This window comes from Methylotuvimicrobium buryatense 5G, assembly GCF_000341735.1.
GTDB lineage: Bacteria > Pseudomonadota > Gammaproteobacteria > Methylococcales > Methylomonadaceae > Methylotuvimicrobium > Methylotuvimicrobium buryatense.
This window is the reverse complement of record NZ_KB455575.1, coordinates 3,181,589-3,202,151: the sequence shown is the minus strand read 5'-3', so window position 1 is coordinate 3,202,151 and position 20,563 is coordinate 3,181,589. Positions and strand designations below refer to the sequence as shown.

Here is a 20,563-nt window from a genome sequence, read left to right as displayed (position 1 = left end):
TGATATTACCGTCTAAATCGATATGGATTCCCAAAGCGTGACTTTTAAAAACTTCCGGCTAGTTCATCAATTATCCCGGCGCATTCGGATCGAATCTCCAATACTAAAAAAAGACCAAGAACGAGGTTATATTTTTGAAATCCTGCTAAAAAAGCGCTCGGAAATCAAAGCGGTTCGCTCGGTTTTCTCGCTGGGTTCGGTCGTGATCGAATTTGACCCGGCTAGCCTTCCGAAAAAGAATTTACTGATTTTGATCGATGCGGTACTCGGTAATATCGCTCATAAACAAAGCATCGATCGCCAAGCAAGAAAGAAAGACTTTGACGGTCCGCTGCAAGAAGTCGATCTTGCCGTCGAAGGCATGACGTGCGCGTCCTGCGCTTTGCTAATCGAAATGGTGCTGAAGCGCGATCCGGCGATCAAACATGCCAGCGTCAATTTCGGCACCGAAACTTTAACCGTCCATGGGCAGCTCGATAAGGACGAAGTCGGTGCAAGAGTGGCGTCGCTCGGTTACAAAACCTATGCGATGGATACCTTATCGCAACGCAAAATTCTGATTGAAAAAGAACACCAACGTATCGTGGAGGCGCGTCGTCGTTTCGTCTGGTCGGGTATTTTGAGCCTGCCCGTCGTCGCAGTCGGCATGAGCATGCCGTCGTCGCGCTGGCTGCATTGGCTGCAATTCGGTTTGACGACGCCCGTCGTATTTTGGTCCGGCCGGCAGTTTTTCAGCAAGGCTTTTCGTTTGGCGAAACACCGAGCCGCCAACATGGATTCATTGATCGCGTTGGGCGTCGGTTCCGCATACGGTTATAGTTTGCCGGCATTATTTCGAAACAGAGGTCATATTTATTTCGAAGCGGCCGCCGCGATCATTACCTTTGTCTTGTTGGGGCGCTATCTCGAAGAAAATGCAAAGGGCAAGGCCGGAGAGGCGATCCGAAAATTAGTCGATTTGCAGCCGCAAACCGCAACGTTGTTGCGCGATGGCGAAGAAATCTCGATCGATGTCGACGATATCGCAATCGACGATATTTTGTTGGTGCGTCCGGGGGAAAAAATACCGACCGACGGCCAAGTGATTCATGGCGTTTCGACCGTCGACGAAGCGATGGTGACAGGGGAAAGTTTACCGGTCGTCAAGGAAGTCGGTCAAAAAGTGATAGGCGGCTGCGTCAACGGCAGCGGCGTATTGAAGATACGTGCGACTGCGGTCGGTATGGACACCGTGCTGGCCGGTATCGTACACATGGTCGATCAGGCTCAGGCCTCCAAATTGCCGATTCAGAAACAGGTCGATAAAATCTCGGCGGTGTTCGTGCCGTCGGTCATAGTTTTTTCAGGCTTGACGATGGGCGGCTGGTTGCTGGTTGGCGCGCCGTTCGCTCATGCATTCGGTAATGCGATTACCGTGCTATTGATTGCTTGCCCTTGTGCATTAGGCTTGGCGACTCCGGCAGCAATCATGGTGGGTACAGGGCGTGCTGCGCGCGAAGGTGTTTATATCCGCAACGGCGAAAGTCTGGAACTGGCGGCCAAGCTCAATGCGATCGTGTTCGATAAGACAGGCACGATTACCGAAGGTAAACCGAAAGTCAGCGAGTGGCTCAATATTTCCGGAGTAGACGATGAGGAAGTTCTGATATTGGCTGCGTCGGCAGAAAACAATTCGGAGCATTTTCTCGGTAAAGCGATTGTCGACTATGCCAAAGAACGTTCGATGGTCCTACAGGAATGCAGTCATTTCAAGAGCGAAACCGGACGAGGCATTCTAGCCGAAGTCGGGGGGCAAAATTTATTATTGGGCAATAGAGGGTGGTTGGTTGATCAAGGTGTTTCGATCGATGCCTTATCGAAAGCGGCCGGCGAATATGCCGGGCAAGGAAAGACGCCCGTGTTTATGGCGATAAACGGCAAGGAGTCGGCGGTTTTCGGTATTGCCGATAAGCCTCGACCACAAGCGGCCAAAGCAATCGCGCGCTTGAATAAAATGGGCGTACATACGCTGATGGTGACCGGCGATACCGAAAAAACGGCTAACTATATAGCTGCAAAAGTCGGTATCGAAACGGTTGTCGCAAACGCCAAGCCCGAAGATAAATTGGCGATTATCCACGAATTCCAACAACAAGGTCGCCATGTCGGTATGATCGGCGACGGCATCAATGATGCGCCGGCACTGGCGGCGGCCGATGTCGGTTTTGCGATAGGCAGCGGTACCGATATCGCGATCGAGTCGGCCGATATGACGCTGGTCAGCGGCGATATTACCAAAGTGACCGATGCAATCGAGCTGAGCACCGATACGATTCGCATTATCAAGGAAAATTTGTTTTGGGCGTTCGGTTATAACACGATCGCGATTCCGGTCGCGGCCTTGGGTAAGCTTAATCCGATGATCGCCTCTGCGGCGATGGCGCTGAGTTCGGTGTCGGTGATCGTCAATTCGTTGCGCTTGGGTAAAAAATAGGATTTAAGATGGATCATTCGACAATGGATCACGGCATGCATCACATTGCTGCGGCCGGCGGTTTCGACTACAGTCTGGCGTTCATGGCCGGATTGTTGGGCAGCGGACATTGTTTGGGAATGTGCGGCGCATTGGTTTCCGGTTACTTCATGAAATCAGGACCGTCCAGAAGCTATCTCCCATATTTCGCCTATCAACTCGCGCGCATTTTCGTTTATACGATGGTCGGCTTTGCCGCAGCCTCGCTCGGCGTCGTGTTGGTTTCGAGCGGTCTGTTCGGCAAATTGCAAAGCTTGTTGCAAATGGTGATCGGCGCCGTGGTGATTATTTTGGCTTTGGGTATTCTCGGTTGGATACCGTTTCAAGGCTCGATTCGATTGATTCCGATGAATGTGTTGCGCAAGGGCTATGCATCCGCCAGCACCAAGGGACCGGTCGTCGGCGCGCTGATTGCCGGGCTGTTGAACGGTTTGATGCCGTGCCCATTGACGTTTGCAATGGCCGTTAAGGCTACATCCGCGACAAGCATTGCCGAGGGCGGATTGTTGATGCTGACTTTCGGTGCCGGAACGCTACCGATGATGTTGTTCATCAGTGTCGCATTCGGTAAGATGAGTGCGCATTTCAGAGGCTTGATGTTGAAAACGGCGGCCTTGATCATGATCGTAATGGGTTCGAATACGATCTATATGGGGCTGTCGTTCTACGTCGAGGAACATCATCATCACCGCGATTTCTTGCATGATTTGAAAGATAGAATCGATGAATTGATTGTGTTTTTAACCGAATTCGTCGACTATCTCGGCACCATGGTTAATAATGTGCCGGGGACATAAGGCCGACTCGCATAAAAAATACCCCACGTATCGTTCTCTCAAGAGGGCCGGATGCCTTGTGGGAGCGATCCCCTGATCGCGATGTCGAAGCGGGGAGCGCCTGGTGACAATTAATTAATGGTATCGGGGCACATTGGCTAAGATGGCAAGATGCTATACCCATCGCAGATCAAAATTCGGCGCCAGGGTGTCCGTCAAAGGACGCCGTGAATACATCCCTGTAGGCTCTATGCCAGCTCCATGCTGGCAAAGCCTTTGCCGCACACCCTGGCGCCTCCTCAGGCACTGCCGAAATTTGAAGTGCGAAAGGTATATCTACGGTTTATGTATAACGATGAGCGCACCGGCGCGGAAGACAATAGCGCGTATAAACGGAGAGCGCAATGCATACCTTGCCGGAAACAATTTCTTGCGGGTTTATACCTAAATCGCCAAATATCATCTCGGACGATGGCTTGTTTCGAAACACGGCATAACCGGGCCGGATCTTGGCAGTTGCCTAAACTGCTGGCACTTCGGGCCCGAATTTTCGTACACAATAAACCCGTTTGATAATGATTCAAAGCGTCGGCCGGACATTAAACCGAATAACGAAAAACCATCAACCTCAGATAAAGCGGCTGAATTATTATTGGCGCTTGTTTGGTACCGGGTTCAGTTTTTTTACCTTCGGCGCCGGCGGATTCTTGTTATGGGTATTAGTTTTTCCGGTGTTGTCGATCATTCCAGGAACTCACCAGAGTAAGATCCGCCGGGGCCAAAAAGTCGTTCATTACAGTTTTTACGCATTTATCGGCCTGATGCATCGAATCGGCGTGATGACCTACGAGATCGAAGGGCTGGAAAAACTCAATAGGCCCGGACAATTGATCGTCGCCAATCATCCGACATTGGTCGATATTGTCTTTCTGATCAGCAGAATCAGCCAAGCCAGTTGCATCGTCAAGGCCAGTCTGTGGCGCAACCCGTTCATGCGGGGGCCGATCCTCAATGCCGGCTATATTAGTAACGGCGACCCCGAAACCATGATAGACGAATGCGTACAACGCCTGCAGTCGGGCGGCACGATGATCATATTTCCGGAAGGCACCCGCTCGGTGCCCGGCAAACCCTACCGGTTTCAACGCGGCGCGGCCAGCATCGCATTAAAAGCACAAACAATCGTGACGCCGGTGACGATGTCTTGCTACCCCAGTACGCTGACCAAGGCCGAAAAATGGTATCAAATTCCCCACCGGCGCTTTCATCTTGCAATGCACGTTGGCGAGGATATCCCGATGCAAGAATTCACTTCGCTGCAGCCACGGTCGATTGCAGTGCGTCGTTTCAATGGTTATTTACAGGAATACTTCATACGTCAACGAGCGCTCTATACGAGCAGCATGGAAAATGATGATTGATGTTGCGGGCATGAAATGATTCCTTTCGCAGTATTCGCCAGTCGCTCATCCAAATCGGTAACCATGAAAAAGCTATTGATCATCATTTCATTATTGACAAGTGCGACAATTGCCGCAGCCAATCCCGCCCTACAAAAATGGGCCAAGGTCAGCGAACCTGCGCCGGTCCGCGATATTGCGCAAAGCATTGGCGACTATACGGCCGGGTGTATTCGTGGGGCGATATCGTTGCCGTTCAGGGGGGAAGGGTATCAAGTGATGCGTTTGTCGCGCAAACGTTATTACGGCCATCCCGATTTGATTCAATTCATCGAAAACATGGGGCGCGAAGCGATGGCGCAAGGCTGGGGAACTCTATTGATAGGCGATTTGGGGCAGCCTCGCGGCGGCCCGACTTTGACTGGACACCGTAGTCATCAAACCGGTCTCGATGTCGATATCTGGTATTTAATATCGCACAAGGCTACCTTGCGTTCATTGACGATGGAAGAGCGGGAAAAATGGAGCGCTCCGTCAGTGGTAAGGACTGCCATCGACCGCATCGATGATACTCAGTGGACGCAACGCCATGACCGTATACTCGAAACGGCGGCGCGCATGCCGGAAGTCGAACGGATTTTCGTCAATGCCGCGATCAAACGGCATCTGTGCGAAAATTCGGCAGAACGTGATTGGCTCGGAAAGATTCGCCCGTGGTGGGGGCATCACGATCATTTCCATGTGCGCTTGAAATGCCCGGAAAGCAACCCCGATTGCCGAAGCCAAGAGCCAATATCTAAAGGCGACGGCTGCGATGCAACGCTCGACTGGTGGTTTACCGCCGAAGCGAAAACGCCCGCAGCACCGGCGGCTCCGGCCAAAGCGCCGGAGTTGCCCGCTTTATGCGAAGCTGTGTTGAATGATTGAAACCAATGAACGGTTACTCCCATTGTACTCAAAAAATAGCTAACTTTATGAAGGTATGGGGTGTGGTTCACGGCGGCCCTCGATAGACACATCCCATACCTTATATTTCTTCGACGGTTTTTCGATCAAAAGGGAATAAATAGCGTGAGAAACTATGCATCAAGAATTCTGGCTTGAACGCTGGCAACAAAATCAGATCGGTTTTCATAGTGAAAGCATCAATCCGCATTTAGAACAATATTGGCCGGCATTGCATATCGAAGCGGGAAGCCGGGTCTTCGTGCCGTTGTGCGGAAAGAGTAACGATATGCTGTGGCTGCTCGCGCAAAACTATCGAGTCATCGGCGTCGAATTGAGTCCCTTGGCGGTCAACGCGTTTTTCACCGAGAACAAAGTACCGGCAACCGCAGGGCATAAAGACAAATTCGAAGTGTGGGAAAACGATGATCTGTGCATTTATTGCGGCGATTTTTTTCACCTGAGAGAGGACGATTTAACGGGTGTTGATGCCGTTTATGATCGGGCCTCGCTCGTTGCGTTGCCGCCGGAGATGCGCGCGGATTATGCGGCGCATATGAAACGCTTGCTTAAAACCGGAACGAAAATATTATTAGTAGCATTCGATTATCCGCAGCAAGAAATGGACGGGCCGCCGTTCAGCGTGCAATACCAAGAAGTAGAAATGCTATATCGAGATTGGTGCCGGATCGATTTACTGCACACCGAAGACATATTGTCTAAAGAGCCTCGCTTTCGGGAAAGAGGCCTAAGTCGTTTGCAAGAACAAGTTTATGTCTTGACGGTTTTATAATCCACCGTCAAATGCAAAAGCGCCGATATCGATCGGGTCTCGTTCCCGACGCTTTTCTCGGCTCAGCGGATGGCGATATTGAAATTCCGGACGAAGCGAAACGCCGCTAGAGCTCATGCCCGGAGCGGTGCCTCTTCCTATCGCGGGAGAGCCGGGCAAAAGGCGATAATTGAAAGCGTCACGATCGACAAAACCGCCACCCTCAGTCCTCAGGTTATGGCGTTGCCGCCCGGATCCTTGCAGCGGAATAACGTTACCGACCAGTAAATTATTGATCGATACCACTTCGGCGTTTCCGTGATTGTGAATGAACACGCCTCTGCTGCGATCGTTGACGAAAGTATTGTTCACCGCATAGAGGTTTTGATCCGGATTGCTCCGGTTATATTCGCCGGCATAGGCAATGGCCGTCCAATTATCAGAGCCGGGGCTTTGCCGCAGCACATTGCCGATAATGAAAGCATCGCCGCCGTTCGGTAGATCGATCAAATAACTCGACGCGCCGTGCTCGTCGGTAATGCGGTTGTAAAGCAGATAATTTTCCTGCGCCCGCGATTTAACATTATGTCCGGTTTGGGCGTCGTGAACGTAACAATTGCGCAGTGTAAAGCGGCGAATAGCGCCGATATAAATATTGTGTCCAAGCTTGCCGTGCCGGTGGTAATCGACCGTATTGTCATTGAACTCGGATCCTTCGATCAAGATATCGCTACGCGGATTCGAGCCGGTTAAAATCCCCATTTGATTATCATGAAAATGCGCATTGCGAACCGTCAAATGCGTGCCTTCAAAGCGTATGCCGGCTCCATTTAAACTTGCGACAGCCGCGCCGGAAAATTCGATATTCTCGACAACGACATTATTACCCTTGATGACCCAAATGGCTTTGCCTTCGGCGGACTTTCCGTTGGCCTGAAGACGCGCCCGCTTGTCGGAGCCGCGTAATGTTAGCCGATGTTGCCGCCAAACTGCGACATCGCCCGAATAGTCGCCGGCATCGATGACCACCGTGTCTCCGCTCTTGGCGATTCTTGCCGCATCGCTGGGCCGTTTCAAGACACGCTCTGGGCCGACCGACAACGTGGCGCTGAGGGCGGGGCAGCAGAGCAGCAAGGCAAAAATGGTCGGAATGAATATTTTCATGATGCTTGCTATTTGTTAGTGGCCACACGATATTTTCGTACTCGATGCGTTAATTTTACAAGTCCGCTAACATAAACTTTGCTATATTTCTTCCAACTCGTTCACATAGGAGAAAATCCGCGGCAAGTATCTTGAAGTAGTAGGACTCATAACAATATTAACAATAAGCTTTTAAGCAGTCCGGGGAGATTTAATCATGACACTATCAAAAAAATTAGGCGCCGAATTCATCGGTACGTTCTGGCTGGTTCTCGGCGGTTGCGGGAGCGCAGTGCTTGCCGCAGCTTTTCCCGAAGTAGGCATCGGTCTTACCGGTGTTTCCTTTGCTTTCGGTTTAACAGTATTGACCATGGCCTATGCCATCGGTCATATTTCAGGCTGTCACCTTAATCCCGCCGTTTCGATCGGCCTGTGGTCCGGCGGACGCTTCTCGGCCGGAGAACTCGGGCCGTATATCGCCGCGCAAGTGTTAGGCGGAATTTTCGGGGCGGTCGTGCTCTATATTATCGCGACAGGTAAAGCGGGATTCGATGTAAGCGGTGGGTTCGCTTCGAACGGTTATGGGGAGCATTCGCCCGGCGGCTATAGTTTGGCGTCAGCATTGACTACCGAAATAGTCATGACTTTCATGTTTCTGATCATCATTCTCGGTGCAACCGATAGACGGGCGCCGGCAGGCTTTGCTCCGATTGCAATCGGGTTGGGTCTCACGCTCATCCATCTAATCAGCATCCCGGTTACGAATACCTCGGTCAATCCGGCTCGCAGTACCGCAGTCGCTATTTTTGTAGGCGATTGGGCGGTCGCGCAACTCTGGTTGTTCTGGGTTGCGCCCATCATTGGCGCGGGCCTTGCCGGATTGGTCTACCGCTGGCTTGGTTGTGAAAAAACCGCCGATTCTGAAGACAATTCATGAGTTGAGTTACTGTAAGCAGTGGGCTATCAATGAATAGTATCGAAAACTCCGGTCTTTCTTGATAAAAAACCTAGAATGCCAAGGACGGCAATATTTCTATAAAGATAAATCAAGTCCATAAAAAGGAAAAAGGGGGTCGGTAAAGGGGGAGGGCAGATCATAAGCGCTAACTTAGCGGTGCGTTTATGGCTTTATTCATCATATCGGTATGGGGTGTTGATATCCATGTTACATGGATGTGGTGCTACGCATTGCCATCCTTGGCCCTGGATTCCGCCAATTCCTGGCGGAATGACGCGTTCCTTCCTTAAGTTGGCGCTTATGGGGGGTCAGATAAATCTAAAAATCAACCTGACCCCTTTTTTCTGCAAATAAACAACAACGATTTTTAGGGTTCAAGCAATGAATAATCAGTTTTTTGGCGCGGCCTTGGTCGCGTTTTCGTTATCAGTGACTGCGTCTGATGATCCAATCGATTGTGATCAGGCGATGACCACTATCGAAGTTAGTCATTGCGCGATGATCGATCTTGAACGTGCTGAAATCGAATTGGCTAAGTATCTAAACGCAAGCAGCCAGCATTATGCCGATGACTTCAAACTCATTGATGCGATAGCTTCGTCTCAAGAGCAATGGAAAGCCTACCGGGAGGCGCATTGCAACGCGGTTTTTACGAAATGGCGTGATGGCAGCATTCGGAGTAATATGGCGATTTTGTGTAAAGCCAGGCTTACGCAACAAAGAACCCACGAGCTTTGGGAAAGCTTCTTAACCTACATTGATATTACGCCGCCTGTATTGCCGGAACCTCCAAAATGACGAAACAACATTTATAATGCACTGACGACGGCTCTGTTTCCTGCGAGCCTCTAGGCTTGAGTGGTTAAGGTTTAATGAATAACGCCGAATGCAGAACATACTTATCAAGAGCCCCTTTAACCGAATTGCGGCTTACTGCGTTGACAGCGTCTATCTTCCTTCGACAAGTCGGTTAACCCCCTTTCGGTCCGGCAAACCACCAAAGTATCAGACCGACAACGGGCAGCAGTAAAATCAAAATCACCCATAAAACTTGCGATCCAGTTGAAGCACCACTTTTTACAATGCTAATTATGGCCCAGATGTTCAGTACAAGCACAATAAGACCCAGAAAACCGCCTACTTCAATATCCATAAGTCCCCTAACAGGTTTGTGTTTAATGAATAAACTATTTTGCCTCATCAGCTTTAGACTTTACGCTTAAAAAATAGATAAGTTCTGTACGGTAACGTACATTGCTCAGTTTGCATCAAATTGGATCATGGAAATGTCGGTCACACACGAGATCGGGGTCAGGCCTTACCCCGGTTTTCAGGATGAGTGAAGCTCTAGCTTCGCTGTACAAGCGAAAAAGAAGCTAATGTTCCTTCGCTTGCAGCGGTTACAGCTACCAAGTTCAATCGGTCGGGCTAGCTGGCAGGGCTCGGGAGGCCGGAGTTTGGGAAGGAGCGAAAAGTTATTTGCCGCGAAATCCTTGTTCGTAATCGAGATCACCCGCCTGTCTGACGAAGGTGTATTTTGCCGGCTTAACGATTAAGAACTTCGCCATTTTCGAAAATGCATCATGCGGTTTCGGTATTGTGGCAATGGCCGTAAAAGGACTGGTTGCTATAAACGATACGGTTCCCGCGATTAAGCCGACAAAGCCGATTGGGCGCAACAAGATAACGTCGAGCAAAACATCATGACCGTCGGGTTCGTCGATACGCTTTTGTGCGAAGCTCGGTGACGCCAAAGACAACATCATAATGATGGCTAATGTTTTAAATGTTCTCATAAAGCAGTCTTTTTGTTGAGCCTATTGATTTTAAAAATAATCCCGGGTTTATAGTTCGCATATTTACAGGGACGGCTTAGTCAGGTAGCAGGGTCTGCAATTAAGCCCCCATGGATGGTTTCACGGCGCCCCTCGACAGGTATACTTCAAATCCTACATACCCATTCTCATTTTATAACCATACCTGAAACCAGGAATTGCGCCGTTGAGCTCTTTAAGCATAAACCGCAGCAAATGATCCCAGTCGTCGAAAGGAAAATAATGCATTAGAGCGCGAAGATTCTCAAAAAAGTCCGGCGGCGCGAGGGCAGAAAGCCGAGCACGGTCTGGTAATTGATATCCTACAACCTAGAAAAAGCATTTCACCATAAAGATCATGAAGAATAAAAAGTTAATCCATTGGCTTTTTTGCCTATGTAAATCATTTTTGTTCCCTAAAAGGATATCCAAAATTTTAGGACAAGCCTTTAAAAAACTTCATGCGCTTCATGGTTAAACTGCCGAATTTAGGTTACAACAACTCCTTATCTTGCGGACCCTTGATGGCTTGTGTTTCCGATCCGGGATAATAATTGGGCGCGATACTGAATAACAAGGTCAGAAATGTCGCTATATAGGGCACCGTTTGCACCGAGAGTACGGCAACCCAGAGGCGGCCGCTCAAATTATCGAAGTGATCGATTGATGACATCGAATAAATCGCCAAACCGAGTAAGGTCAGCAACAAGAGCTCTTGCCAGATCGTCGCGAGGCCCGCGATGAAAGGGCCTTGCTTTTCGAGTTTCGGCGTACGCATGAACGGTTTGCCGGAGGTAAACAAGCCCTGAAGCGTGCCTTTAGCGACGGTATGCGTTAAGGATAAGCCGGACAGCGCGGCTCCGAGCGATTGCAGAGTCGAACAGTTAACGCGGGCCTTGTATAACCATAGCGTACGGAAAATTTTGAAGCAGAACAAACCGATGGTCGGCAGCAACAAGGCGTTGACCGGTAATTCGCTGCGTAGCGGATCGGCGACCAGCAATGTCGTCATGATCAAGCTGGCAATCGTCAAAAGTAACGCCAACGCATCGGAAAACCAAGGCAGCCAACCGGCGATGAAATAATAGCGTTGCGCGGTGGTCAGTGTGGATTGTTTGCCGGGCAAAAATTGCCGCCAATGATGTTTGATGATTTGCATCGCTCCGTACACCCAGCGGAATCGCTGTGTCATGTAACCCGAAAACGTATCCGGCATGAGCCCCTGTCCGAACGAGTCCTTGCAATAGACCGAATCGTACCCGGCTTCGTAAAGGCGTAAGCCTAATTCGCTGTCCTCGCAAATACACCACTCTCCCCAACGGCCCACTTCGAGCAACGCAGATTTGCGAATCATTGTCATGGTGCCGTGCTGTATGATTGCGTTGTATTCGTTGCGTTGTACCATGCCGATATTGAAAAATCCGGCATATTCCCAGTAACACATCGACTTGAATGTGCTGAGGCCTCGATCGCGATAATCTTGGGGTGACTGGACGAAACCGACTTTTTCGTCCTCGAAATAAGGCACCATCGATTTCAGCCAATCGGGCGAGATGATGTAATCGCTATCGATCACGGCGATAATATCGGCATCGGAGGCGGTTTGTTCCAGTCCGAAGTTGATCGCGCCCGCCTTGAAGCCCGGCCAGTTTTCCAGGTGGAAAAATTTGAATACGCCGCCAAGCCGTTCGCAATCTTTTTGTACCGGCTCCCAAACGGCCGGGTCTTTGGTATTGTTGTCGAGTACCAACACCTCAAGATTCGGATAATCGACACGCGCCAATGCCTCGAGCGTTTCGCGTACCATTTCCGGCGGTTCGTTGTGAATCGGCAGATGTACCGACACTTTGGGAAATGTGAAGCCGGCCGGTGGTTGTAGCGGTTTAAACGTGCGCTTGCCTTTGCGGTGCCACAGCACTTCGGCGATTTCCATGCTTTCGGTCAACAGAATAACGACAGCCATTGCCTGCATTAGCAACAGCAGAGTCCAGAATACCAATGAGACCCCAGTTTGATATTGCTGGGCCGCTACCGCCGCGGACCATAGAATGACCGATGCGGCCAAATTTGCGACGATGCCGAAGAAAATCTTGCCGGGCAACTTCAATCTTCGGTGGCGGCTGAATAGAAACAAAGCCATCAAAAAGATGCTTAAAACAGCGGCGCCGGTCGCCCAGGCTTGCCAATCCGGCATCGGCGTGACATCGCCTTTCATCGGAAATTTTAATTCTCGATCGGCGTTGAATATTCCCCAATAGGCCCCGGCCGAGCCTTCAAGTTCCACTTTCCAGGGTTGGTCGAAGGCTTCAATGATGTAGTAGGTGATTTTTTGCTCGGTCGCGCGGTTGAGAAATTGTCTTAAAAACTGGGCTTGATTCGCCAGCGATGCGGTGGCGTTTTTAAAAGGTTGTCCGTCGGAAGGCCAGCCGACTTCGGTTATGATAATAGGTTTATTCGGAAATGCTTCGCGCATCGCATTGAAGCGGTAGAACACGTAATCGACAGCTGCATCGATCGACAAGCCTTCCCAGTACGGCAATATATGCAGAGCGATGAAATCGACTTCTTCGGCCAGTTCGGGATGCGCCAACCACATGTCCCACGTTTCCGATGTGCTGACCGGACGCCAAGTGCGTGCTTTCACTTCACGGATATAAGCGATCAATTGATCGGGTGCGATATCTTTACGCAACAACACCTCATTACCGACCAATAAGCGTACGATTGTCGGCGAATTTTGGTTGCTGAGCTCGATCAAGCTGTCAATTTCGCGCCGGTTTTTGTCGAGATCGGCGTCGATCCATGCGCCCATCGTTACGTTCAGGTCGTATTTTTCCGCCAGTTCGGGAACGAATTCCAACCCTTCCAGAGCGCTATAGGTTCTTACCGCATGAACTTTGCCGGCAAGCAGCTTTAGGTCGTCCTCGATTTGAACTTGGGTAGGAGGGCTGCTGTTCCCGGGGTCGAAATCCCTCCGCATCGGGCTGTAAGTTATCCCTTTCATGACTTTATCCCAAGATTGCATCTTGAGTGGATAATTCAGATAGTTCCAGATGCTTAAATTGACCCAAACCAATAAAGGTAAAATCAATAAAGTGAGGATTTTAGTTTTCATTCAGTGATAAGCTCCGGGACAAGCAAGAATAGGAAAGTATTGGATGGATACATCGGAATAAAAAAGGGCCCGGTCAAAGACGACCAAACCCTTTTTTTAATTGGAGCCAATGGCGGGATTCGAACCCGCGACCTACTGATTACGAATTAGTAAGTCCTATATTCTCCCGGGTTCTCCATAAGTCGTTTATTTTATATAAAACAATAATATATGAAATTACGCAAAACCATTCTTTTCTATTATTTTCCCTCAAAGTCGACTAAAACCCTAACCCATACCTAACCCAGAATCCTAACCCCAAAAACGGAACGGAGCCGGAGCTATGGCAAAAACACAATGAATTTTTCTAAAGGCAGGATCGAGGCGATACCCCTGCCATCTGAAGGACAGCGATTCGAATTTCATGATAAGCAAGCCAAGGGGCTGCTATTGAGGGTATCTTCTGCAGGCACCAAAACATTCTGTTTTTATCGTTGGATCAAAGGTGCCTCAAAACCGGAACGCATTACTTTAGGCCGATTTCCGGCAATGACGGTGGAGCAGGCTCGCAGTAAAGCTGCCCAATTAAACGCAGCGGTCGAAAATGGTGAAAATCCGAATGAACCGTTAAAGCTTCAAAAAGCAGAACCTACGCTGTTGGAGTTATTCTACGATTTTATCGAGCATAAGCGCAATAAAAAAGGCCAGCACTTGTCGCCCAAAACCGTTCAAGAATACCGTAAATCGTTTACTTGCTATTTGGAACCTTGGTCCAAACGCAAATTATCCAAAATCGCTTCTGCAGAAATGTCTGCCCTGCACAAAAAGCTGGGCAAAGACCGGCCCACTACCGCTAATCGAACGATGGCTTTAGTATCAAGCCTTTACAATTTTGGAATTCTGGAACGCTCATACAAGGTCACAAATCCCGCTGAAAAAATTAAAAAATATCCTGAAAACGAGCGGGATCGATTTTTATACCCCGACGAGCTTCCGCGATTTTTCGATGCCTTGGCTAAAGAAGAAAATCCTGACATGAGGGATTATTTTCTATTGGCTTTGTTGACTGGTGTTAGGAAATCAAACGTTCTAGCGATGCGCTGGGATGAAATTCATTTAGAACGAGGCGAATGGCGAATCATTACCAAGAGCAATTCCGCTCAAACAGTAACCCTATCACCCGAGGTCATTGATATTTTAGCAAACAGAAAACTCAGCGCTCAGAGCGAGTGGGTTTTTCCCGGTACAGGTAAGACAGGTCATTTGGTAGAACCCAAAAAAGCTTGGCAACGATTGCTTGAACGCGCAGGCCTCTCCGATTTACGCATTCATGATTTACGCCGCACGTTAGGCAGTTGGCAAGCGAAAACCGGAGCCAGTCTGTTGACGATTGGCAAAAGCCTCAATCATAAGAGCACCCAATCCACCGCGATTTATGCGCGGCTCGATCTCGACCCCGTCAGAGAGTCGGTCAATCGTGCAACAGCAGCCATGTTGAATGCGGCAAAAAACAGCGCTTAAAACTATTGACCGAAACCTTCCAAGAAATCCGGATGATTTATTGAGTGCCATACGAAAGCCTGGATGAAAAAAGTACCCAAATGCCGCATGGGGATCTGAATAATTACTCCTATTTATAATGCGCGGCTCGTTGACCGCATTTTTTTGTCCGAAATATGGGTTTTTAGCGATAATTAAATCGTATGGTCGGTATTGACCCAAAGCCGTCTTTGACAGAAATTGTTTGGTTGACTGGCCATTGGCAAGCAGCAGACGTTCGCTAGATAACAAGAAACCGTGCAATCAGTCTATATCGGGCTCTTGCCCTTTAAGAAAAATCGATTTATCCTTTAAGAAAACTGTTTTCTTAAAGGATAAAGTATGAGCAACAAAGAGCGCGGTGAGCAAATTCGACGCCAAATTATTAGGGACGTCAGGCATCATCCCATTGATATTGCAAAACATATTGCAACTATCTTCTCGATAAGCGCACAAGCAGTCAACAACCACATAAAACGCTTAGAAACCGAAGGCTGGTTAAACTCGAGCGGCACCGGTAAAGGAAAAAGATATTTTCTTGGCGACTTAAGACAATATAAGTCTCTATTTCCTCTGACCGAAGGCTTCACAGAGGATAGCGTCTGGCGAGATTATTACGCTTTCGTATTTGACGGTTTGCCTGAAAACATCGTCGACATATGCCATTACGGTTTTACCGAAATGGTCAATAACGTCATCGACCACTCGGGCGGAGAACAAGTTTATATATCCGTTGTACGGGACAAAGAAAAAATAGTCATCGCTGTCGTTGACGACGGTGAAGGTATTTTTAGGAAAATTAAACGGCTGTGCGATTTAAGTGACGAACGACAAGCCCTATTCGAATTGTCCAAAGGCAAGCTGACCACCGATCCCGACAATCATACCGGCGAAGGCATTTTCTTTACATCGAGAGTCTTCGACGAGTTTGAAATCGAATCGTGTGGAATCAGGTTTAGTCACGACGACACATTCGATTTCGATTTTATTCTCGAGTCGTCTATTTCTAGAGATAAAGACGGTACAGTGGTCTATATGCTTATTAATCGGGATTCGACGCGCCAGATTCAAGCGGTGTTCGACGACTATGCCGGACCCGACGAATTTCAATTCAACAAAACCATCATTCCTGTGCGCTTAGCCCAATACGGTAATGAAAAACTTGTATCCAGGTCGCAAGCGAAACGATTACTGGCACGGTTAGAACGCTTTCATTACGTTATTTTTGACTTTGAGGGTGTGTTGGCTATCGGCCAAGCTTTTGCCGATGAAATTTTCCGTGTCTACGCACAATCTCATCCAGAAATAACATTACTGCCCGATAACATGGAACCCAACGTTGATAAGATGGTTTCTAGGGCTATTGCGTCGAGGCAAGCAAATCATCCAGTCAGTCAGGCAGATACTATTGACCAAGTTAAGAGGAAATGACGTTGAGTCAGGGCATTTCAGAATCGCATCAACAATTGCTACCGTGTTTTTTCAGGTTGGGTTGTTTGTTTCGTGCGCTTACTTGGGTTTGGGTATGTTTTCTTGACCTAACGCCGACCGCAGTCGGTTTGTAGATTGGTTTTGTGTCTTTCGCCTAGTTAGTTCTGCCTAAAAATAAGCGCGTTATGACATAAAGCTGCCATTCCAAAATCAAACTCGTCCGGCAGGTTGTGGCCGTTATGCAAAGCTTTGCATAACGGCCATTATGTGAAGTTTCCTTTTATGTGCAGCGGCTTTGGCGCAACCATGATGTAAGCTGGCTTTAATGCCTCTACCTCGCTCGCAATCTTTGCATAATTTCCATGAATTGAAACAAGGATTCAAATACACCAAAAGGGAGCAATATCAGCGCTTATTCCAGTCGATGTCATCAGACCCTTTCGAATTATCACTTTTTATCGACATGACGGATAAATTCCGCATGATTGTTTTCCTGTTGGGAACTAATTTAAGTAGAAAAAAGCTATCTGTTGTGTTGAAGGCCTTTTTCTGAATTGAACAACGAAAATCTATGGCTCTATGTGATTCGTAGTGGGTAATGCAATAATATAGCCATGAACAGTGAAACTTTATTCAGCATGGCTTTAGGCCTGCAACCTCCTTGGCAGGTCAAAGCTGTGACCTTTTCTACAGATGAATTGGCCCGTAGCGAACTTCATCTGCATATCGATTTCGTGACTGGCTCGCGCTTCTTAGACGACGCGAATAACCTCTGTCCAGTGCATGATACCGTAGAGCGGCAATGGCAACATTTGAGCTTTTTTGAACACACCTGTTACCTCCATTGTGCGGTGCCGCGCATTACCACGACCGATGGCAAAGTCCGTACTGTTGACGTTCCTTGGGCACGGCCAGGCAGTGGTTTTACCCTGTTATTCGAAGCCTTAGCGCTAGCCTTGATTGAGCGGGAAATGCCGGTCAACCGAGTCGCCGAGATACTGAAGGTCAATCCACAGCGCATCTGGACTATCTTTAATCACTGGATTAGCAAGGCAAAAGCAGCCGATGATCCGAGCATGATAACCAAGCTGGGCGTCGATGAAACCTCGACCAAAAAAGGCCATCATTACGTTACGCTGGGCGTTGATTTGGATGAAGCCCGCGTAATTCATGTCACCGAAGGTAAGGGTAAGGCAACGCTGCAAAGTATTCAGCAACACCTTGAAGATAAAGGTGTTGATAAAGAACAGGTGGAGCAAATCAGCATGGATTTGTCACCGTCATTTATTGCCGGTGCTGCCGAATCATTCCCGTCTGCACAAATTACCTTTGACCGATTCCATGTTGTGAAATTATTGAACGAGGCCATGAATCAGGTGCGCATTGCCGAACGCAAAGAGCATGATGCTCTGAAAGGCCACAAATACACTTTTCTAAAGAACCGGGAAAACCTATCCGACAAAAAAGAAAAAGAGCTGGATGAACTGATACAACTGTACCCCACGCTGGGCGAAGCTTACCGCTTAAAAGTGCTATTCAATGATCTCTGGGAAATGCCCGACAAACCGACAGCGGAGGCTTTTTTGAGGCAATGGTGCGATGAGGTGGACGCAGCCAAAATTCCAGCGTTTATCAAGTTCGCCAACACAGTTCGAGGACATTGGTCGGGAATTGTGCATTTCGTGGAATCACTCATTAGTAACGGCATTCTTGAAGGCATCAATAGTAAGATTCAGCTGGCTAAACGGCGAGCCAGAGGCTATCGCAACATCAACAATTTCATTAATATGATTTACTTCCTATGTGGAAAGTTGAAATTTTATTACCCACTGTATTTCACATAGAGCCAAATCTATTCCTGAAGTTTGCAAAAATTATGACCAGTTTTTTATCTGGCTGCTTTGCTCAATCCGCTTAATTCCTGATGTCAGCTATTCGAAACTAAGAAACTGTGCATAAAAGGAAACTTGACATAATGGCCGTTACCCGCCTAATGATCATCATTCGCCGCATCCGGCAAAACCACCACAAACGGCCCCGCCCGAAGATTCCCTTCGCCATAGCCCCGCACCGGCACCGATGGCCAGCGGTTGAATTCCGGTTCCGCGAGGATTCTTTCGGCCGCTTTTAAACATTCCGCGAGCAAATCGGCATCAATGCCGTGATCGAGTAGGGCGGTTTGAAGGCTCGGATATTCGCCTGCCAAGTCGTAATCGGCCATAGCCGCTCCGAAACCTTTAACCCATTCGATCAACTCCGGATCGTCTTCGTTCGGGACGAAGCCCTTGCCGCCGGATTTAAAAAACGCCCAGTCTTGCGCCCAGTGATTTGGAATATCGCTCATTGTTTACCTACCTTCGCTGAAAATCTTGGAAACGGAGCGTTAGCGAAGTGAAGATTTTTAGTCCCCGATAGCCGTAGCGCCGGGTGTTTTGCCGGATTCTGCGCGAATAGCGCAGGCGGAGGCAAAATACAAGGCATCGCGACACGGCGTAAAGCCATTTGTGGGAGTGCTACGGAGCCGCATCGAGTATACGATGATGTGGCGTAGTGGCACGGACGCAGGGCGAATCGGGGCCGCCGAAGGCAATAATCGCCAAGTCATTTTTCGCTGCTGAAATCGGACGGGCCCCATTTCAGCTTTCGCGAAAAATCTTGGCGCGCTTGGTTTTACAAATTACGCATCTTTCAAAAGGCTCACGCCTCGAAACGATAGGACGAGGTGGGCGGAGACGGTATGTCGTCGTCCGTTCGGGCGTTTCGCCGCCGCAACCACAGTATTAGCCGTAGGCGTAAACTCGGCTTAAGAAACGAGCGGGCGTAGGCCGTCATGGGCGACTGCGGGGTAATTTTCAGGAGGCTGTCATAGAGCTCCTGGGCGATGTCCTGTCGGCCAACGCAACAGAAATAGGCACATAGGACGCTGATAAAACCGGTATGTTCGGAGACATGAAATAATCGCCTCTCAGGATAAAGCAGCATCAGGTCGAATTTATGATCGAATATATCGGGAACGGCATCGAATTCCCCCCGGCTCAACAGCATTTGCGCATAGTTAATCTTGGCGAATAGATAATTCGGAAATTTTCGGTAGGCTGTTTCCGCTAATTCATTGACCTTATCGCGGTAACCCAGCATGCTGTGCGCGGCAACCAGTAAATTGTCTATCTTGGGCACGTCGGGGTGCTTGACCTGCAGCGCTTCCAGTTCGGCAATGGCGGGTTTCGGCCTGTGGTTGGCGATTTCTTCATAGATTTTATTTAAGGCGAGCGTAATTTCGGGAGTCAAGTTGTCACTTTTGTCGATCACCGGTTCATTGGTGACAAAATAGATATTGCGCCGGTCTGCTTTAGGGCGTTGGCGGGGGATGCGCGAGGATTTTTTTGATTTCTTATGTGTCATGGTGGATTACCAAGGGCAGAATGAAAGGTTAAGCAACAGGATTCATCGCATCACATGGATTTCACCAAGCCCGATATCAAACAACACCCCCACCGCCGCGTCCAGGCGCTTGAACACGCGAACCTGGCCGCGCGCGGTCTCCAGCATCGGATTCAGTTTATGCTTTCCTTCCAGCGTGACGGTCCAGCCGTCTCCGGAGGCGTGTTTTTGGGTGACGGGCGCCTCTAAAGCGCCCGCCTGAAATAAAATTTCGGCTTCTTTACTATTCATATTCACTTTTGCGGCTACAAAAGCTAGACTAAGTTAAAACAAAATTACACTTTTGTATGATAAAAGTGAATCCATGATCGTGCGAATCGTCTTTATTGTAGCCTTATTCTTGCCTTTCCGGGTAGCGGCCTGGGATGACGACGCCGTGTTGTCGTTCATCGGCCGGGTCAGTGTCGGCGGCACCGAGTTCCGGGACGATCCTTACACCGTGTTCGGCGGCCTGCAGATCAACATTCCGTTGTCGTCGGTCAAGGAAGAACGGGAGGCGGCCTTGAAGCAAGTCGCCGAAGCCAAGCCGGTGATCGCGGTCGACGACCTGACCAATTTGACGCCGACGCAGGTGGCCTTCTGGCTGGCCATTTTCGACCATGCCCAGGTGATCGGCTGAAAAGGCCCGCGTCCGGAAACTGTGGTGGAAAATGCGCGAGATTGGGGTCAAGCCGTTGCCTCCGGACACGATCCGGACGATCGTCAAACGCTACATCGAAACCAAAGGCATCCTGATCG

18 protein-coding genes are annotated in these 20,563 nt (G+C 49.1%); 11 read left to right on the top strand and 7 right to left on the bottom strand.

What is annotated here, in order from left to right:
* The first annotated feature begins 22 nt into the window (after positions 1 to 22).
* From METBU_RS0114420 to METBU_RS0114395, 5 genes are all read left to right on the top strand, one after another.
* Complete coding sequence (locus METBU_RS0114420; protein WP_017841307.1) at positions 23 to 2,473, top strand: heavy metal translocating P-type ATPase; 2,451 nt, start codon at positions 23 to 25, stop codon at positions 2,471 to 2,473.
* 8 nt (positions 2,474 to 2,481) lie between these two features.
* A complete protein-coding gene (locus METBU_RS0114415) occupies positions 2,482 to 3,309 on the top strand; it encodes a sulfite exporter TauE/SafE family protein (RefSeq protein WP_017841306.1) in 828 nt (275 codons plus the stop codon).
* Positions 3,310 to 3,863: 554 nt separating this feature from the next.
* On the top strand, positions 3,864 to 4,709 hold the full coding sequence (locus tag METBU_RS0114405; protein WP_017841304.1) for a lysophospholipid acyltransferase family protein: 846 nt from the start codon (positions 3,864 to 3,866) through the stop codon (positions 4,707 to 4,709).
* Between the two features lie 63 nt (positions 4,710 to 4,772).
* A complete protein-coding gene (mepA, locus tag METBU_RS0114400; protein ID WP_026130239.1) occupies positions 4,773 to 5,615 on the top strand; it encodes a penicillin-insensitive murein endopeptidase in 843 nt (280 codons plus the stop codon).
* Positions 5,616 to 5,769: 154 nt separating this feature from the next.
* Complete coding sequence (locus METBU_RS0114395) at positions 5,770 to 6,426, top strand: thiopurine S-methyltransferase (RefSeq protein WP_017841302.1); 657 nt, start codon at positions 5,770 to 5,772, stop codon at positions 6,424 to 6,426.
* On the opposite strand, the gene METBU_RS0114390 is transcribed toward METBU_RS0114395, so the two are convergent.
* Entirely contained in the window at positions 6,421 to 7,569 is a 1,149-nt protein-coding gene (locus METBU_RS0114390; protein ID WP_017841301.1) for a right-handed parallel beta-helix repeat-containing protein, read from the bottom strand. The genes METBU_RS0114395 and METBU_RS0114390 overlap by 6 nt on opposite strands.
* 196 nt (positions 7,570 to 7,765) lie before the next feature.
* On the opposite strand from METBU_RS0114390, the gene aqpZ reads away from it, so the two are divergent.
* Together aqpZ and METBU_RS0114380 are read left to right on the top strand one after the other, a co-directional pair.
* Entirely contained in the window at positions 7,766 to 8,485 is a 720-nt protein-coding gene (gene aqpZ, locus METBU_RS0114385) for an aquaporin Z (protein WP_017841300.1), read from the top strand.
* Positions 8,486 to 8,887: 402 nt separating this feature from the next.
* A complete protein-coding gene (locus METBU_RS0114380; RefSeq protein WP_017841299.1) occupies positions 8,888 to 9,304 on the top strand; it encodes a lysozyme inhibitor LprI family protein in 417 nt (138 codons plus the stop codon).
* Positions 9,305 to 9,476: 172 nt separating this feature from the next.
* Here the strand turns inward: METBU_RS0114380 and METBU_RS0114375 are convergent, their stop codons facing one another.
* The 3 genes from METBU_RS0114375 to METBU_RS0114365 all read right to left on the bottom strand — a co-directional run bounded on the left by METBU_RS0114375 (position 9,477) and on the right by METBU_RS0114365 (position 13,435).
* Positions 9,477 to 9,659, bottom strand: a complete 183-nt coding sequence (locus METBU_RS0114375) for a PLDc N-terminal domain-containing protein (protein ID WP_014146695.1) — start codon at positions 9,657 to 9,659, stop codon at positions 9,477 to 9,479.
* Between the two features lie 322 nt (positions 9,660 to 9,981).
* Positions 9,982 to 10,302, bottom strand: coding sequence for a hypothetical protein (locus METBU_RS0114370; RefSeq protein ID WP_017841298.1), 321 nt, complete (start codon positions 10,300 to 10,302; stop codon positions 9,982 to 9,984).
* Positions 10,303 to 10,813: 511 nt separating this feature from the next.
* Positions 10,814 to 13,435: a glycosyltransferase gene (locus METBU_RS0114365; RefSeq protein WP_017841297.1), complete on the bottom strand. Its 2,622-nt coding sequence runs from the start codon at positions 13,433 to 13,435 to the stop codon at positions 10,814 to 10,816.
* A 336-nt stretch (positions 13,436 to 13,771) separates the two neighbouring features.
* On the opposite strand from METBU_RS0114365, the gene METBU_RS0114360 reads away from it, so the two are divergent.
* The 3 genes from METBU_RS0114360 (at position 13,772) to METBU_RS0114350 (ending at position 18,228) form a co-directional block, all read left to right on the top strand.
* On the top strand, positions 13,772 to 14,935 hold the full coding sequence (locus tag METBU_RS0114360) for a tyrosine-type recombinase/integrase (RefSeq protein ID WP_017841296.1): 1,164 nt from the start codon (positions 13,772 to 13,774) through the stop codon (positions 14,933 to 14,935).
* Positions 14,936 to 15,295: 360 nt separating this feature from the next.
* Positions 15,296 to 16,384, top strand: coding sequence for an STAS-like domain-containing protein (locus METBU_RS0114355; protein ID WP_017841295.1), 1,089 nt, complete (start codon positions 15,296 to 15,298; stop codon positions 16,382 to 16,384).
* Between the two features lie 614 nt (positions 16,385 to 16,998).
* Complete coding sequence (locus METBU_RS0114350; protein ID WP_017841294.1) at positions 16,999 to 18,228, top strand: ISL3 family transposase; 1,230 nt, start codon at positions 16,999 to 17,001, stop codon at positions 18,226 to 18,228.
* Positions 18,229 to 18,374: 146 nt separating this feature from the next.
* On the opposite strand, the gene METBU_RS0114345 is transcribed toward METBU_RS0114350, so the two are convergent.
* From METBU_RS0114345 to METBU_RS0114335, 3 genes are all read right to left on the bottom strand, one after another.
* Positions 18,375 to 18,728: a hypothetical protein gene (locus tag METBU_RS0114345; RefSeq protein WP_017841293.1), complete on the bottom strand. Its 354-nt coding sequence runs from the start codon at positions 18,726 to 18,728 to the stop codon at positions 18,375 to 18,377.
* Between the two features lie 353 nt (positions 18,729 to 19,081).
* Positions 19,082 to 19,786: a hypothetical protein gene (locus METBU_RS0114340; RefSeq protein ID WP_017841292.1), complete on the bottom strand. Its 705-nt coding sequence runs from the start codon at positions 19,784 to 19,786 to the stop codon at positions 19,082 to 19,084.
* Between the two features lie 42 nt (positions 19,787 to 19,828).
* Complete coding sequence (locus tag METBU_RS0114335) at positions 19,829 to 20,056, bottom strand: hypothetical protein (RefSeq protein ID WP_017841291.1); 228 nt, start codon at positions 20,054 to 20,056, stop codon at positions 19,829 to 19,831.
* Between the two features lie 52 nt (positions 20,057 to 20,108).
* Here METBU_RS0114335 and METBU_RS28175 point away from each other — a divergent pair, with 52 nt between their 5' ends.
* On the top strand, positions 20,109 to 20,444 hold the full coding sequence (locus tag METBU_RS28175; RefSeq protein WP_235726416.1) for a hypothetical protein: 336 nt from the start codon (positions 20,109 to 20,111) through the stop codon (positions 20,442 to 20,444).
* The last annotated feature ends 119 nt before the right edge of the window (positions 20,445 to 20,563 follow it).